The organism is Paenibacillus sp. CF095 (assembly GCF_900101225.1).
In the GTDB taxonomy this organism is placed as follows: domain Bacteria; phylum Bacillota; class Bacilli; order Paenibacillales; family Paenibacillaceae; genus Paenibacillus.
In genome coordinates this window covers 324820-343116 of the sequence record NZ_FMZN01000003.1, presented here as the reverse complement: position 1 = coordinate 343116, position 18297 = coordinate 324820, and the positions used below count along the sequence as shown (strand labels likewise).

General features: G+C 43.6%; 2 protein-coding genes (1 of these 2 only partly in view). Both read right to left on the bottom strand.

Annotated features, from left to right (window positions below; genetic code table 11):
• On the bottom strand, positions 1-8126 hold the 5' portion of the coding sequence (locus tag BLS69_RS23660; RefSeq protein WP_091037107.1) for an SDR family NAD(P)-dependent oxidoreductase. Its footprint begins 2761 nt before the window's first position; only the first 8126 of its 10887 coding nucleotides appear in the window; it begins with the start codon at positions 8124-8126; its stop codon lies off the left edge, out of view.
• A complete protein-coding gene (locus BLS69_RS23655) occupies positions 8116-18297 on the bottom strand; it encodes an SDR family NAD(P)-dependent oxidoreductase (RefSeq protein WP_176872977.1) in 10182 nt (3393 codons plus the stop codon). The genes BLS69_RS23660 and BLS69_RS23655 overlap by 11 nt, the downstream gene beginning before the upstream one ends.

Below are 18297 nucleotides of genomic sequence, written 5' to 3'. Positions count from 1 at the left end.
TTTATACCTGTCTCGGACTTCATCGGGACCATACCTAGGTTGTCGAACATAATTTTCTCGATCTCTTTATCAACATGCATGCCGCCTTGTTCCCATAAGGGCCAATTGATCGAAATAGTTTTCCCCTGGCGTTCTCCCTTAGCTACCAATGAGTTACGATAACTTGCATAACCATCCATAAAGGCATTGGCTGCCGCATAGTCTGCCTGCCCCGGATTCCCGAACTCTCCCGCTCCGGATGAGAAGAGAATAATAAAGTCGAGATTCATCCCACTTGTGAACGTATCGAGGTGGAGTAATCCGGTTACTTTCGGCCCTAACACTTCCGCGAACTCTTCTTCCGATTTATGAATGATCAATTGGTCCCGGATGATACCCGCGCTATGAAAGATGCCGTTTAACTTGCCATAGTCCTCCACAATTCCGTTTATCAAAGTTCGAACTTGATCTCTATCCGTAATATCGACTCGCTTGTACTGTACGTTTGCTCCTCTTTCCTTCAAGTCGTTCAACTGGGCTTCTTTCTCTTCAGACAGCACTGAACGTCCCGTCAAGATCAGCTTCACATTTTTAATCGTTCGGCACATCTCCTCGGCGAAAATCAACCCTAGTCCTCCGGCCCCACCGGTCAGCAGATAGACGCCGCCTTCCTTCCACGGCTGTTCATTCTTCTCATTTCTATTGAACAGTCCCGATTCTTCAAAACTCTTCGTATATCTCACACCGGCTTCATACTTGACCTCTCGATCCTTCGGACTGCGGCTATCTGCTTCCAGCCTCGCTGTGATTTCTTCTACCTTGCTACCAGCAGGCAATTGAATAATCTGGACCATGAGCTTCGGATTTTCGAGCTGAGCTGTCTTGAGCAACCCACCCAATCCTTGAAACAGCTCTCGATCATCGCCAGTAAAGACGACGAGCTGAATGAGAACATGACCTTTCGGCTTGCTCGACAATATGTTTTGAAGCGCTAAGAATAATTGAATAGCATATTGCTCGAATCTGACATGCAAATCGCGTGCCTCGCTTTGGAATATTCGACAGCTCGCTCCTTTGATCTGGGACTCGATTGCTTCGGAGGTTATCGTCTGGTGTGCTTCGCAAAGGAAGATATTGTGCTGCACATACTCAGGTGTTTTTGCTTGAAGAACAACTGACTTCTCCCAAGCAGGATGGAGCATCATCGATCCGATAACAGTCTTACTATTATCAACGGCTTCGAGGGCTCTAAATCCGAGATTTTTCAGTCTAATCTTGATATTTCCGGTTTCATCACATAAATCGATGTGGAAGTTACGAACGTTATTATCGGAATGACTTGTGCGTACAATCGCCCACATGCTCTCCGTGCAGCAACCCGTCAGCTCCAGCTCTTCTAGGCTGACAGGGAGCCAAAGTTGTGGCATCGCATGAGCTTTTGTCTCACCTTGACTGATCGATAAACCGATCATTGCTTGGAATGCCGAATTCAGCATAGTCGGATGCAGAATATAAGATTCTGACTCTTCTCTTAACGATGCAGGTATGACAAGCTTAGCCAAAACACTGCCATTTCCAGTGTACAGATGCTCAATCCCTTGGAGGCCGCTTTCATATTCGAGTCCGATGGCTTTTAATATGTCGTAGCATTCGCTCCCACTGAGGACGGTATCACTACATTCTGCTTGAATCCTGTGAAGATCTATACGCTCAATCTGTGAAGATTTCTTCCTTGGGACCAGTGCCGCCAGGCCTTGGCCATGTACGATTTCTTCTTGATCCGTCAACCCAACGCTATAGACTTCATATCCAATCTCATCTTTTTCTACTGGATAAATGTCGATATGCAGCTCTCTGGCGAACTGATTCGCGGTGAAGGGACTTAACCACGCTAAATTTTTCATAATGATCGTATGTTCTTCTACCCGCGGTACGGATTCTTGAATGGCTGCCCGAATCATTTCCAGGTAAGCTGCTTCGGGTAACAATTTTTCTCCCAGGATAGCGTAATTGTTCAGGAAAAATTCATTCCCGGTCCATGTGCTACTGAATTTTTGTCCTTCAAAATTTGATGTATTCCGATGTAGCATCGGGTGTAAATAGCCTGCCTTGACGTTAACCGCGGCATCTGATTCCAATTCCGGAAGCCAGTACCTCTCCCGCGCAAAAGGATACGTTGGCAAACTGATTCGCTTCATCTTACGATGAATGTGAAGCTTCTCCCAATCCACGTCTATACCCGTAACCCATAATTCCAATAACGTCGTATACTTCTTCCGCTCTACTAATAGTTGAATCACATTTTGAAATTCTTCATTCGTTTTAAACAGGGTGAGCATATTTCTCTGCTTTTTGCTGTTGCCCTTGTATAGATCGGTGATGTCATGCTTCCCAAGTACATAATTCTCCAACTTTTCGGTTAGATCGTCCATCGAGCTTACGATAAAGCCCAGCCGTTCCTCCATGCCTTCTCGGCCTACTTGCAGTGTGTACGCCATATCTGATAAGTGGTTATTATCCAAGTGTCCAGCCTTTATCGTTTCTAGTAGCTGCACTGCCTGTTCTTTGAGGTTGTCTTCTTTTTTAGCCGATAAAAGAATGACTGCATTGTCTTCCACTGTTACCTCAACGGAATTGTTCACTTGGTTCATTGCTACATATTCCTGGATGATGACGTGGCTGTTAGAACCACCTGCGCCAAAAGAAGAAATAGCGGCGATTCTGGGATATTCCTTCTGTTCCCCATCAACCTCAATAATAGGTTGTTTCCATTCCGCCAGTTTCTGCTGTACGCTGAATGGGGTTTGCCCGAAATCGATATTGGTATTCAATACCTCCGAATGGATACTCGGCACGTATTGTTTATACTTCATCTGTAGTAATACTTTCGTTACGCCTGCTATTCCTGCAGCCGCCTCCAAATGACCTATGTTGCTCTTCGCAGATCCAATGGAGCAAAAGGCCCTATCTGTTGTGTGCATTTCAAACGCTCTCGTTAATCCAGCGATTTCGATTGGATCTCCCAATGAGGTTCCCGTTCCATGGGCTTCGATATAGCTGATCGTTCTCGGATTCACGTTGGCATCCGTAAGCGCTTTATCAATAACTTGGGCTAATGCGGCCGGGTTAGGAACGGAATATCCGTTCGTCTTGCCCCCGTGATTAACGGCTGTTGATTTAATAACCCCATAGATTTGATCGCCGTCTGCAACGGCTTGTTTGAGCGGCTTTAACAGTAGGGAGCCTACTCCTTCACCCGGCACATAGCCGTCTCCCCCGTCGCCGAAACTTTCGCATTTTCCTTTACTGGACATGAAGTTATACTGGCTTAAAAATAAATACTTGTTCGGATGTAAGGAAAGATTAACACCACCGGCAACTGCAAGTCTGCATCTCCCTAACTTAATACTATCGCATGCTGCATGCAATGCAGTTAAGGAAGAAGAGCACATGGTGTCAATCGCCATGCTCGGTCCGTTAAAATTGCAAAAGTAAGAGACACGATTCGCGATGGAAGAGGCGATCCCCGATAACGCGACAGGATTGCCTCTCATTTGGTTCTGTATGCCAAGAAGCTGGTAGTCCATGAAGGTCGCCCCTACAAAAACTCCGACATTCCCGTTCTCAACTTTGCTCAGAGCCTCTCTCGTATATCCAGCATCTTCTAACGTTTCATAGACGCACTCCAAAAACAATCGCTCCTGTGGGTCCATAAACTCTGCATCCTCAGGCGAGATATTGAAGAACAATGGATCGAATTTATCCACATCATTGATAAAACCTCCCCATTTGCTATTGATCTTTCCAGTTTTAAACTTGTCCGCATCGTATAAGCGCTTATAATCCCAACGCTCCTCAGGTATCTCAATGACACAGTCCTTTCCGACCTTTAGATTTTCCCAAAATTCATAAATGTTGTTAGCCTGCGGATATCGACCGGAGAGTCCTATAATGGCGATATCCATATGACTGCCTTCATGGCCTTGTTCCATATCCCCAGTGTAATCTGATTTTGCTGGCTCTAGAACACACGATAATATTGCAGTTTTTTCTTGCTCCTTCTCCTTGTCTTTAGGTACGTCATCAAGAGAGGCGTGGATTTCGAATAATTCCATCAGTTTGTCGCTGTAAGTCTTCATGAAATAATTCGCTAATGCCTGAATAGTTTGATATTCAAAGAATATCGTCATCGAAATCGGTCCAAGTGTATTATTTACTTCTTCCGCCAGCTGCTTAATCATGACGGAGTCGATGCCGTAACTCTCCAGCGAAACGTCCGATTCAATCCTGCTGATCGGGATACTGCTGACCCTTGCGAGCAACTGTTTACAATAAAGGACAGTCTTCTCATTCATAATCGTTGATGTAAACTGTTTCAAGTCCTCTTGAATGACAATACGTTCTTTTCGTTCGATGTTTGGAGCTATCCGTGTGACTTCCTCTGTACTTTTCAATACAGGTGTTTTCAGTAAGTCTGCGCTAGCATTAACACCTGATATCCAATAGCGCTCCTTCGCAAACGGATACGTCGGCAGGCTGATTCGTTTTGGCGTCTTCCCAGTGTGAAGGCTTTCCCAATTCATATCTAAGCCCTTCACCCAGAAACCAAGCAACTTCCCAAACTTCCCTTTACTAATCCAGGAATCGATCGCTTTCTGCAAATCATCATCCGCTTTGAAGATGGCCAGTGTGTCCTTCTCTCTTAAGACACGGCCAACATACAGTTCTTCCACTTCATCCTCGCCAGTCAAATATCCATTTAATTTCTGCTCAAGCTCTTGGATTGAGGCTACAGTCGTACCCAATCGTACTTCCATCGCTTCGCGCCCGACTTGCAGAGTGTATGCAATATCCGCAAGATCGCAGTCCTCATACTTTTCCAGTCTGATCTGTCGTAATAGTTGCCTTGCCCGTTCTTTGAGATTCTCCTCTTCCTTCCCTGACAACACAATGACTGTAGGGTTATCAGTCGTAATGATTGATGCAACCTCTGATTTTTGTTCAGGGATGTATTCTTCGATCACGAGATGGGCGTTTGATCCTCCCGCACCAAAGGCAGATATTCCCGCAAGTCTAGGTACTTCCTTCTTGGCACCGTCTTGCTCGATGACTGGCCTTTTCCATTCTTCCAGCTCATGTTGTACTTTGAAGGGAGTCTTCTCAAAATTGATATTCGGATTTAATTCACTGGAATGCAAACTTGGCACGAGCTTCCCATGCTTCATCTGCAGCAGTACCTTGGTTACGCCTACGATACCAGCCGCACTCTCCAAATGCCCAATATTGCTTTTGACCGAACCGATCGCACAGAATTGCTTATCGACCGTTTGATCTTCAAATGCCTTGGTTAGTGCCGTTATTTCGATCGGGTCCCCCAGTGCCGTTCCTGTACCGTGAGCTTCAATGTAACTGAACTGTCTGGCATCTACATTCGCATCTTTTATTGCTCTTCTGATCATACTCGCCTGTGCATTCGGATTCGGTACGGTGTAACCATTTGTCTTTCCGCCATGATTAATTGCCGATCCCTTGATTACGCCGTAGATTTGGTCACGGTCCTCAATCGCTTTGGACAACGGTTTAAGTAAAATGGAACCGACACCTTCACCGGGCACATAACCGTCGCCGCCGGTGCCAAAGCTTTCGCATCTCCCTTTACTTGACATAAAATTCCCCCGGTCAAGCAACAGGTACTTATTCGGGTGGATCGAAACATTAACACCGCCAGCAATCGCTAGCTCGCATTCTCCTTGACGAATACTTTGGCAGGCCAGGTGAATCGCAATTAATGATGAGGAACACATCGTATTTAATCCGATGCTCGGACCATGAAAGTTACAAAAATAAGAGACGCGATTTGCGATAGAAGACGTTATCCCGCTAAGCGCAACCATGTGACCTTTCGCTTGTTCTTGCGCCCCATAAAGCTGGTACTCGTCATACATGACGCCAACGTAAACACCCACATTGCCCTCCATGCCGGAACCTTGAACTTTGCTTAACGCCTCTCTCGTATATCCCGCATCTTCCAACGTTTCCAGAACGCATTCTAAAAATAACCGCTCCTGAGGATCCATGAATTCGGCTTCACGTGGTGTAATATTAAAAAATAAAGGATCAAATTGGTCGACACCATCCAAAAATCCGCCCCACTGTGAAAGCGATTGGTTTTCATCTTCAAAAAGACGATAATCCCAGCGCTCTTTTGGTATCTCGGTTATGCTATCCTTCTTATTGCATAAATTCTCCCAAAACTCATCCATATTCTTCGCTTGCGGATACCGTCCCGCCATACCAATGATGGCAATATCCTGCTTCGTTGATGAAGATCCGTTAGGTCTGTCAAAAGATGCGAATCGTTGGTGCCTTGATTTTCTCTTTGACGGTTTCACCGGTAAATGACTGGCTGAAGATGCTGCCGATTCAGCCACAGGCTTCCGAATTTTTTGTGTCACACCCAACAGATCAATTAATTTGTCCCTGTGAGAATCTAGAAAGTAACCAGCGATAGACCGAATGTTCTGATATTCAAAGAACAATGTCTTCGATAGCGAGCCAAAACTTTTCTCCAGCTCATCCGTCATTTTCATGATGGCTAATGAATCAATTCCATACTTCTCAAGCGGTGCGTCTGATTCAATCCGGTTAACTGGAAGTTTTATAACGAATGAGAGCAGCTTCTTGAAATAATACTCCGCTTTTTCTTGCAGCACTTCTTGCGATACCGTCAGTCGATGACCATCCTCTACTGCTGCTTGAGGTCTTTCCTTCGAATTGGTGCTCAAACTGACTTTGTCGTCTAATTTGAATGAATTACGAAGCTTCTTGCGGTCTCCTTCCATAATCATCACCTGATCATGATCTAAAGCTAAAACTTGATATAAGGCATTGACACCGGTCTCCGTTTTTAAGGGGATCATACCTACACGCTCAACCATGCGTCGCTCGATCTCCTTGTCAACATGCATGCCGCCTTGTGCCCATAATGGCCAGTTGATCGAGACCGTTTTCCCCCAACGATCTCCCTTCTCAGCCAACCGATTGCGATAGATCGCGAAAGCGTCCATGAACGCGTTCCCTGCTGCATAATCAGCTTGTCCCGGATTTCCTGTTTCCGCCGCTCCTGACGAGAAAAGAAGCACAAAATCAAGATTCAACTGGCTTGTGTACGTATCGAGGTAATGCAAACCAGTTACTTTCGGTTTCATTACCTCGGCGAATTCTTCTTCTGTTTTTTGAAGAATATATTGATCACGAATGATGCCCGCACTATGGAAAATCCCATTTAATCTTCCGTATATTTCCATAATACCTGTGATCAATTCCTTGACTTGTTCTTTGTCTGTTATATCCACTCGCCGATAGTCGATGACGGCTCCCTGTTCCTTGAAGTCGTTCAACTGGGTAAGTTTCGCTTCGGACAGTTCCGATCTTCCCGTCAGGATCAAGGTGACATCCTTGATTTTCCTGGTTATCTCTTCGGTAACGATGAGACCTAAACCTCCGGCCCCTCCGGTTATCAGATAGACACCGCCTTCCTTCCACGGAATTCCTTGATCTATACCTCTCTCAAGCTTCTCTGTCTCTTCAAGACTCTTCGTATATCTTACGTCTTCCAAATATCTAATCTCACGATCATTAAGGTTCTGGCTGTCAGCCTCCAGTATTGAGGCAACGTGTTCCAAATCGCTCCCATCAGATAGTTGAATAATCTGATATTGTAGCTTCGGATTTTCGAGTTGCGCTGTCTTTAAGAGCCCTCCTAAGCCTCGGAACAACTCTTTATCGCCGCTTGCGAACACAACAAGTTGAACGAGAACATTACCTTTCGGCTTACTTGTAAGCATGCTTTTAACGGCAATAAACAATTGTTTCGCGTATTGTTCATACCGAGTACTTAAATCCGTAGATTCACTTCGGAAAATTCGGCATCTTGCCCCTTGAAGCTGAGATTCCAACTGTTCGGAGGTTATATGCTGTTCCGCTTCACACAAAATGACTTCGCGCTGATCAAACAGTATACTTTCTGCTAGAATCTGGCCAGATTTCTTCCATACCGGATGCAACATCAAGGAGCCTACACCTTCTTGTTCCTCAGCGGCATGTAGACTTGTATTGGAAGTACCTTCAATCGTTTTAACCAACATAAGTTATGCCCTCGCTTTCTGCTTCCAGCGCTCTGAATGCAAATTTTCTCATCCGTACCTGGATCACACCGTTCTCATCACACAGGTCGATATCCAGTTTTTGCATGTGTTGTTCAGTGTTAACGCTATCACTCGTTCTAACTATTGCCCACATACGTTCACTGCATCGGCCAATAATGTCCAACTCTTCAAGCGCAAATGGGACTTTCGTTGTTGGTTCGCTTACTCCCTCTCTCGCTTGATTATCAATAGATAAGCCAATTGTAGCCTGGATCGCGGAGTCGATCAGGCTTGGATGCAAGATATAATCATCCGCCCCGACGGTTACTGATTCCGGTATGGTCAACTTTGCTAATACTTGGCCTTCTCCAATATATAAGCACTCAATCCCTTTATGACCGCTTCCATAATCAACCCCAAAAGAGCTAAACCGCTCGTAGCATTCATCGCTGCCAATGAATCGATCACTGCAGTCGGCTTGCATCCTACGAATATCTACTACTTGTTTATGCCCGTGATTGGTTTTTGACATAAACACCGCTCGCCCTTGACAATGAATGACCGTCTCTTCATCCCCATCCGCAACTTCGCTGTATATCTCAAAACCAATTTCCCGATCTTCTTCAGGATAGATTCCGATATGCAGTTCTTGACTTGGTCCGTTCACAGCAAAAGGGGTTGACCATATTATATTTTTTATTCTAATGTCGTGATCTACTCCCCATAAAGCGGATTGCCGCAGCGCCGCTCGGGTCATCTCCATGTAAGCCGCTCCAGGTAATATCTTCTCACCCATCACCACATGGTCCTTCAAGAAAAATTCTTTACCGGTCAGCGTACTGCTGAATCGCTGCTCTTCCAAATTCGAAGTGTTACGATGGAGCAACGGGTTCAAATAACCCATCACTTGCACAAAAACCGGGTCGTTTTTCTTCGCTGGAGCTTCTCTTTCCGTCAGCCAGTAACGTTCTCGGGCGTAAGGATACGTGGGTAAGCCAATTCTTTCAGGCTTCCTCTGGTCATATAGTTTAGCCCAGTCCACTTCTAGTCCAGTCACCCACAAGCCAAGCAGTCTATCGTATTTTCCTTTGTTAATCCATGATTCAATGGCAAACTGAATATCTTCATCGAATCCCAGCAGTGATCCCAACGCTTTATCGCCAGTTACTTGCCCTCGATAGATACTGTCTGCTTCACCTAGATCTTCAACATATGCGTTCAGCTTACGTTCCAATTGTTCCAAGGAAGTTACCGTCATCGCCAACCGCTCCTCCATAGCGACCCGTCCGACTTGGAGCGTATATGCGATACTGATTAAATCCCTGTTCTTACGTTCACCTTTTTTTATCCAAGTCAACAAATTTCCGGCATGCTCCCGAAGCTTCTCGTCACTCTTGGCCGATAACAAGATGATCATCGGATTATGAAGGCTGAGCGTCTGGTCATCGCTTCTTGTCTCAGTCGGCACATATTCCTCAATGATAACGTGCGCATTTGCGCCTCCTGCGCCAAAGGAGGATAACCCAGCACGCCGTGGATATCGCGTGTTGTTAATGATAGGCCGTACCCACTCAGATAATTCCTGCTGGACGAAAAACGGCATTTTGCTGAAATTAATGCGTGGATTCAGCTCCGTAGCATGTAGGGAGGGGGCAATCTGTCCGTACTTCATTTGCAGCAGCACTTTGGTCAATCCTGCGATCCCCGCTGCACTCTCCAAATGTCCGATGTTCGATTTGATCGATCCGATTGCACAAAACTGCTTATCGGTGGTATTTTCTTCAAACGCACCAGCTAGTGCCGCCACCTCAATTGGATCGCCCAACTCCGTACCTGTGCCGTGTGCTTCAATATAGCTAATTGTTCTTGCATCCATATTGGCCCGCTGCAACGCTTCTTTGATCAATTGGCGCTGCATATTTGGATTGGGAACGGTATACCCATTCGTTCTTCCTCCCGCATTAATCATCGTTCCTTTGATTACACCGTAAATGTGATCGCCATCACGTTCAGCGGCTGACAGTGTCTTTAAGACAACAGCCCCGACTCCCTCCCCGTCAACAAATCCATCTGCTCCAGCGCCAAACGCCTTGCAATCACGACCTGGCGATAGCATGGTTTTTCCGGACAACCGTTGATAGTGGTATGGGTCTACAATTAAATTAACGCCCCCAGCAATGACACATTCACTCGTGCCGTTATAAAGACTTTCCACCGCAAGATGAATCCCAACCAACGAAGAAGAGCATGCGGTATCGACGGCCATGCTTGGTCCTTGAAAATTCATCACGTAAGAAACACGATTCGCGATGGACCAGAATGAGGCCCCAGTGATGTAGTCCGCATTCATCGCACCAACAAAAACGCCAACTTTTCTCGATGCACACAAATTGTCAGGCGTGTATCCGGCATCCTCAATACTCGCATATACCGTTTCTAAGAATAACCGCTCTTGAGGGTCCATTTGTTCAGCTTCTCTTGGCGATATGCCGAAAAAGATCGGATCGAATTTGTCAACATCGTCAATAAAACCGCCCCACTTGGTGTAAATCCCCCCATACGCCTTTTTATCCTCGGTGTAATAGGTTTTCCAATTCCATCTGTCCTTCGGAATCTCGGAAATGCTGCTCTTTCCATTCTTTAGCAACTCCCAAAGACCATCAGCACTGTTAGCACCTGGATAACGTCCAGCTAAGCCGATAATAGCAATGTCCTGTACACCGGGATAATTACTATGACTGGAAGCATCTGTTCTTTCCTCTTTGTCCAAAGTTGAAGCCTCTCTAAACACTTTTTCCGGCTTGCCTGCCGATATTGTCCGATTTTGAAATAGCTCATCTTCACCCCTAACAACTTGATTGGTTGAGGCAGCATATTTAGTCAGCAATATTTCGTGATAATGATCTATAAGATAATCAGCAAGATCATCCAATGAATTGTACTCATAGAACAGTGTGCTGGATATTGAACCGAAAACCTTCTCTAGTCGATCGGTCATCTCCATAATCATGAGAGAATTGAAATCGAATTGTTCAAAGTTCTTTTTACCAATTACTTGTTTTACAGACATTTTAGTCACTGCAGCAATCATTTCAGCAATTTCTTCTTTTACTTGCTCTTTATCGATTTCTGGCTGACTCGTTTCGATCCGAATAGGATTTGACTCCGCAGACTGGTCGGTGACGATCTGGTTTACTGGAATTCCAAGATTGATTTCTTGCCCATAAAGAACTCCGATGTTTTGGTAACCACTTGATAAAATGGAAAATAGCGCATCTATGGCTACTTCATCAGGTAAACCCTCCCATCCCTTCTCCTGTTTCATGCGATGTTTGTCAGCCTCCGATAATTGCATACCGCCTGATAACCAAAGTGGCCAATTGACCGAGATCGTCTTACCCGATGAATATCCTTTTTGACATTCGCCTTCTCGATATGCAGCAAAATAATCCATGAAGCCATTGGCATAGGCATAATCGGATTGACCTTTTTTCCCAAAGGTTGAAGTGATCGACGAGAAATACATCATAAAATCTAAATTCTCAGTGTGTTTATTCAAATAGACAGTTCCAGCTACTTTAGGTTTCAACACCTTTTCAAAGTCGCTCCATTCTTTTTGAAAAAATAGCCTATCATTAATGACCCCAGCGCAATGAAAAATACCTTTGACAGGTCCAAATTCTCGAGTGACATCGGTGATCACCTGCTTTACATCGCTCTCAACGGAAAGGTCACAAGTTTTATAAATGACACGGTCACCTTGAATTGAAGCAAGCAGTCGTTTCGTACTTGAATCATGCAGGGACCGACCAAGCAGTACGATGGTTGCTAGCGGATATCGACTAAGATGATTCGCCACAACATGCCCAATTCCGCCTAATCCACCAGTGATAAGGTAGACTCCCTTAAATTCTATGTTACTTGGTGATGCAACCTTAGCTTCCTGAATCTCTTTTTCCATTCTCACGTTATGGTCATATTTAATTTCATTCGAATAAGCATCATGGAAGAGCTCCTCGAATACCTTCCGAGCGTCCATTTTCAGCCAGTTATGAGCTAATGTTCGAAACCGGAGAGTTGGATGTTCCAAGCTGATCGTTTGCATCATAGGTCCGAGTCCTGCATAAAAAGGATACTTTTCATGATGGTTGGCATTTAGTAAAGTTAAAACATTGTAACGTCGTTTCCCGGTGACTTTCATCAATGCTTTGCATAGCAAAAACAACGGATGCACCACTTCTTCTGCCTGAGTCAATGGTGATTCGTTGTTATTTGTGATATCAGGAATAACTAATAAATTCGTAAAATCAATTGCATGCGATTCAAAGTGTTCAAGTAACAATTGGTAATCGTGCTCGTTATAAACATCGATTTGATAGATCGGATGCTCGGCTTTAAATCGGGGACCGACTTTAACTAAGATGACCTTGTCAAGCAAATTTGACTCTGTGAGTACTTGGTAATTCGATTCATCGCGATCCAATAAAATTACAGTTTCTTGCTTGAAACTTTGCCCCCTTTCGATAGATCTTTCAATCCATTGAGGTGCATAATAAAATAATTTCGGCTCTTTCTCCGGCAACGCTTTCAGTATAAAATCTTCGATCTTTACAAGCAATTGGCCGTCTCGATCATATATAGCAATCTGGCATTTGATATAGCGATTCGTTACATTATGATCGGAAATGTGGATCCGAGAATAACAAGGAGAGACAAGCTTGCGATATACTCTGACTTTGCCAATAGAGTACGGCAAATATGTAGCATTGAGTGATCTCATTTGTTCGCTACCGGCAACAGCATGCAAGGCACCATCAAGTAGGATTGGATGAATAATTCCATTTTCATAGCGAACAGGTTCCAACCCATCATCCACACGGGCCAACAAATCATCTTTGCCGTCATACACCATTTGGACAATTCGATATGTTGGGCCATACTGGACATTTGTTGCCAAATGCTGCCGATAGATCTCGTGTTTATCGAAACTTACGTGAGCTTGAGCAACAAAATGATCAAGATCAAATGATTCTGGTATATGATCCTGAGATGTGCTGTACGCTCCCGTTACGACTATGTTGTACCCGCTACTGACAACAAACGTCATGGCCGACGTATCTAAAGAAAGTGTGAGACAGGTATCCTGTTCCCTCAGCACGACGGATTGTAGCAATCTCAAGTTGTCAATTGTGATCTCCTCATAAGTGACATGGCACATTTCCAATGCTTTCATAACCATTTCCAGATAAAAAGCCCCGGGAACGACTACATCTTCATGAATGACATGATCTTTCACGAGCTCGCTTTGATTGTTCAAGTTCACCGTATAATGTATGTTGTGTCTTTCCCTTAAAATATTGTCAAAAAACGTACGCTGGACAGATGTTATCAATCGGCTCTGTTCATTGTGCGCAGGCTCGATCCAATACCGTTTCTTCTCAAAAGGATAGACAGGCAATGAAATTCTCTGATGCTGACGATTCGCGTACAATTTCCCCCAGTTAATCTTGCATCCACTAACGTAAAGATCGCTCAAGCTTTCCAAGTGCTCCTTGTATGTGCGAGAATCAGGATCCATTTCCATTAATTCGCTGACCAAGTTATCGCTGACTGTAGAATTGGGATTAACGGCTGCTTTACCTGGTACGTTCATGTAGCCCTTTTCCAAAATGGCGAGCAGTTGTTCTTTGTTCTCTACGATAAATGAGATCCTTTCGTCAAAATGAGTCCGCCCTACGCTAAGAGTAAAAGCAATATCTCCGATCGTTTGTCCATCTGACGCATTTAACCAAGCGTGAAGCTGATTGATTTTGCCTCTTAAACTCTCTCTCGACTTAGCAGATATAGGGATTAAGTAATTTGACTGCTCAGAATTGGCTCTTTTTTCTCCACTACTATACTCCTCAATGACAACATGACTATTTGTTCCGCTGAACCCAAACGAGCTCACCGCTGCTTTTCTTGGCGTAGACTTCAAACGCCATTCTTTCAATTCCGTATTTACATAAAAAGGGCTGTTCTTAAAATCAATATGCTCATTCGCCTGTTCATAATGTAGCGTTGGAGGAATCGCTTGATGTTTAAGTGACAATATGATTTTGATTAACCCTGCTACACCTGCAGCGCCTATTGTGTGTCCGATATTCGTTTTGACGGACCCAATCGGACAAACTTCATTTCCAATTCCGTTTTCACCAAATACTTCAGAAAGCGCCTTGATCTCAATGGGATCACCTAATTTTGTCCCTGTTCCGTGCGTCTCCACATAGTCAATAGAAGCAGGGTCTATTTGATTATCCTCATAAATGGTTCGAAGCAAATTGATCTGACTCAAGGCACTTGGCGCGGTAATACCATTCGTTTTACCATCCTGATTAATACCGGAAGCAGAGATCACGCCGTAAATATGGTCGTTGTCTGAAATAGCCTGATCCAGCTCCTTGAGTACTACTATTCCTGCTCCTTCGCCAGGAACAAACCCGTTCGCTCGGTTATCGAAAGCTTTACACTTTCCGTCAGGAGATAACATTCCCAGCTTGGAAGACGTCAAATAAAGATCTGGCGTGGACATGATACAGATCCCTCCAGCCAGTGCCATTTCGCATTCACCTTTTAGAATACTTGACGCAGCAAGATGGATGGCAACGAGTGAAGAAGAACAGGCAGTATCCAAGCTAATAGCAGGGCCTTTTAAGTTGAGAACATAAGCTACCCTCGCCGCCAAAATTGCAAAATCGTTTCCCATTAAGCTATACGGATTTGGTGGATGTCCACCTTCCTTAATAAGATTGATATAATCCCCTGGCCTAGCACCTATAAAAACTCCGACATTTTTTTTGCTCAGATCATGTTCTGAATATCCTGCATCTTCCAGGGCATGGTAACATTCTTCGAGGCAAATCCGCTGCTGTGGGTCCATGTTCTCGCTCTCAATCGGTGTAATTGAGAAGAAATCTGCATCGAAACGATCAATGTCTGACACAAATCCTCCCCACTTGCTCATTGTTTTATTATCTGCTCTCATATCAGGATCGTAATAGTCCGTAATCGACCATCGCTTCTCAGGAACCACTTGAATGGAATCGATGCCATTTTTGAGATTATTCCAATATTCATCAGCAGAATTAGCACCGCCGTATTTGCATGCCAACCCAATAATGGCAATTTTTTTATTTGTATTTACTGCTTCTTTTCGTTCATTTGGAGCTTCATTTGATATAACAGGAATTGGGCTGTCAGAAGCGTCAGGTTCAGTCAAAACGTTAATATTTTTCTGGGTACTCAGATATGCACCTAGTTCATCTATACTTGAGAAATCGTACAAGTCGCTAATCGCAAGTTTGGTCCCAAATTTTTTATTCGCTAAATTTAAAAAGTCTACAATGGTCAATGAATCGAAGCCCAAAGCATAGTACTTCTTCCCACTTTCAATCAATGAACGTTCTACTTGAAGAATTCTCGCTGCTAAATCAGCCAAAATGTCGTTGATTGCTGTGACGTCTACAGAAACCGAGGTTTCCCTTACAACAGTTGATTCAGAATTTGGTTCATGCTTTGGTTCAGATTTCGACTCCGGATTCATATCAGATTGTAATTCAATTATAATGTTCTTCTTAGAATGAATATAAGGTGTTAACTCGTCTATGCTTGCATGATCGTAAAGATCTGTTATAGCTAACGATATGCCAAACCTCTTATTTATAGCGTTTAAGAAATCTACAATGGTCAATGAATCAAAGCCTAACGCATAAAACTTTTTCCCACTTTCAATCAAGCTGGGTTCAATAGATAATGTTTGTGCTGCTTGGGAAACGAGCTGTTCTTTTATATCACTTTCTGAATTGAGAATCGGTTTTGGATTATTTAAGGTTAATCCAGTTAAGGTCAATAATTGTTGCCGATCAACTTTCCCATTCGGTGTTCTTGGTAATTTTTCTACTCGAATGAACGAAGAAGGTATCATGTAATCGGATACTTTGGGTTTCAGGAATTGGTGTATTTGGTCATCTGTGATGACTTCCCCATCCCTAATTGCGATAGCGGAATATAGCCGGCTGACTCCCTGACTGAGTTCTTTAACAAAAACAGCACATTCAGCAATTGCGGAGTTCTGCTCTATTACGCGTTCAATGCCCGTCAACTCAAGCTTAATTCCCCTTATTTTCACTTGATGATCACGCCGACCCAATAACTCAATCGTTCCGTCAGGTAAGTACCGAGCATAGTCGCCCATTTTATATAATCGGGGACTAGAACTATCTTTATATGGATTTTCAATAAACTTTTGCGCATTGCCTTCGTCGTCATTAAGGTATCCTGTTGCTAATGCAGCCCCTCCGATATGCAGTTCTCCCTCAATCCCAACTCCCGCCAAGTTTAAATCCGAGTCAAGTACATACACTTTTACATTCCGGATCGGTTTAAACCCAGGCAAATTGCCTGTTTTGCCTGCATTGGTTTTGGAATCGATATATAAAATCCCGTTTACCTCTGTTGCTCCGTAATCGTTTAATAATGTGGCCTGGGGCACAATATCTTTAAATTGATTCAATAAATCTACGGTCAACGGCTCACCTGCAGTAATACATAATTGCATATTTGATAGCAATCCCATATCTTCCGGCGACTCTAAAATACGCTTTAACAGCGAAGGGACGACGGTAAGATGCGAGATCTGATGACGGGCAATCGCGCGAACTAAACTATTCGGATCTTTTACAATTGAATCAGTCAATATGACGGTGGAAACTCCTTTAAGTAGTCCTCCTAGGAACTCCCACATGGAAGGCATGAAATTCATACTTGTGCGTTGACCCATACAAGAGGTCTCCTTGAAAGGGTAATTCGACCAAATCCAGTTAAAACGATTGATCAATTGCAACTGTTTGTGAATGACACCTTTCGGTTTTCCAGTTGAGCCTGATGTATACATGATCAAACAGTCGCGCTCCAAAGAGAATTTGCTTGCCGAAATACTTGGCTCGTAGGAAGCTGAATCGATCAAATAATGCTCGGTCATCACGATTGTTCTATAGTTTGATATTTTGCTCACTCTCTGATCGGTTGTAAAAATGAGTTCGACTTTAGCATCCTCAATCATGTATTGAAGATGTTCTTCTGAATAAGATGTGTCTAAAGGAAGATAAATGTTGCCTGACTTCCAAACTGCTAACATTGCAATTACGGTATAAATGGTCCGCTCTCCATAATAGCCAATAACCTGATTATTGAAGTTTAATTGCGAGATCTCTGATGCCAAATGATCGACGGAACAAAGCAAATCGATATAGGAAATATAAAAAACATTACTTTTATTATCATCATAGATAAAAGCAATGTCCTGAGGAGTTCGGTAGGCTTGTTGTTCAAAAACATCATACAGTGTCTCTTGGAACGGATATTGTTCTGTTAAACCTGCCCAGTCTTTAATCTTATTGAGTTCATCTACTGTAAGATAGGAAAGTGTGGAAAGTGCTACATCTGGGTTTCTGTCGAACCCTGATAAATAGGTCGTATAATGGTTTACGATTCGATCGATTGTATTTCCGGCGATCATGTAAGCGTTATATTTAATCGTTATGATGACATGATCTTCACTGGTTGACATATTCATTGCAAGCACATGACTGGAATCAGCGTTGCATAACGCTATATTGAGGTTGTCTAAATCGCGAGCATGGAGTTTTCCCTTCATAATTAAGGAAGCCAAACTTCCCACGACATCCGCAAGCTTAGATTGTTTTGTACAGTTTGACGTGTCAAATTTCAACTGTTTTCCTTTGCAATGAATGCTCCAGTTGGTAACATTTTCATCCGTATAACGAACAAACAAAGCAATCATGATGCCGGCATAATAAAGAAGATTTGGATTAGACTTTATATCTGCGACGAGAAAGCTTCGATATACATCCGAGACCTCTTTCTCGCTGCCATGTTCAACGAATAAAAAATCAAGTCCGTCTCCACCTTTATAGTGTCTGTCCACATCCATTAACGCTAAATCTATAAATTGACGGCTTTTAAGAAAATCGATAATCAGATCTTTATGATTGACGATATACGTTTGAATGATCTGATCTAGTTTACTATTGTCTAAAAAGAGTTCTTCCTCATTAAATCCATAATGTATATTTGAATTGCTTAACGTATCAAATAGCTTGAGAGGTTCCAT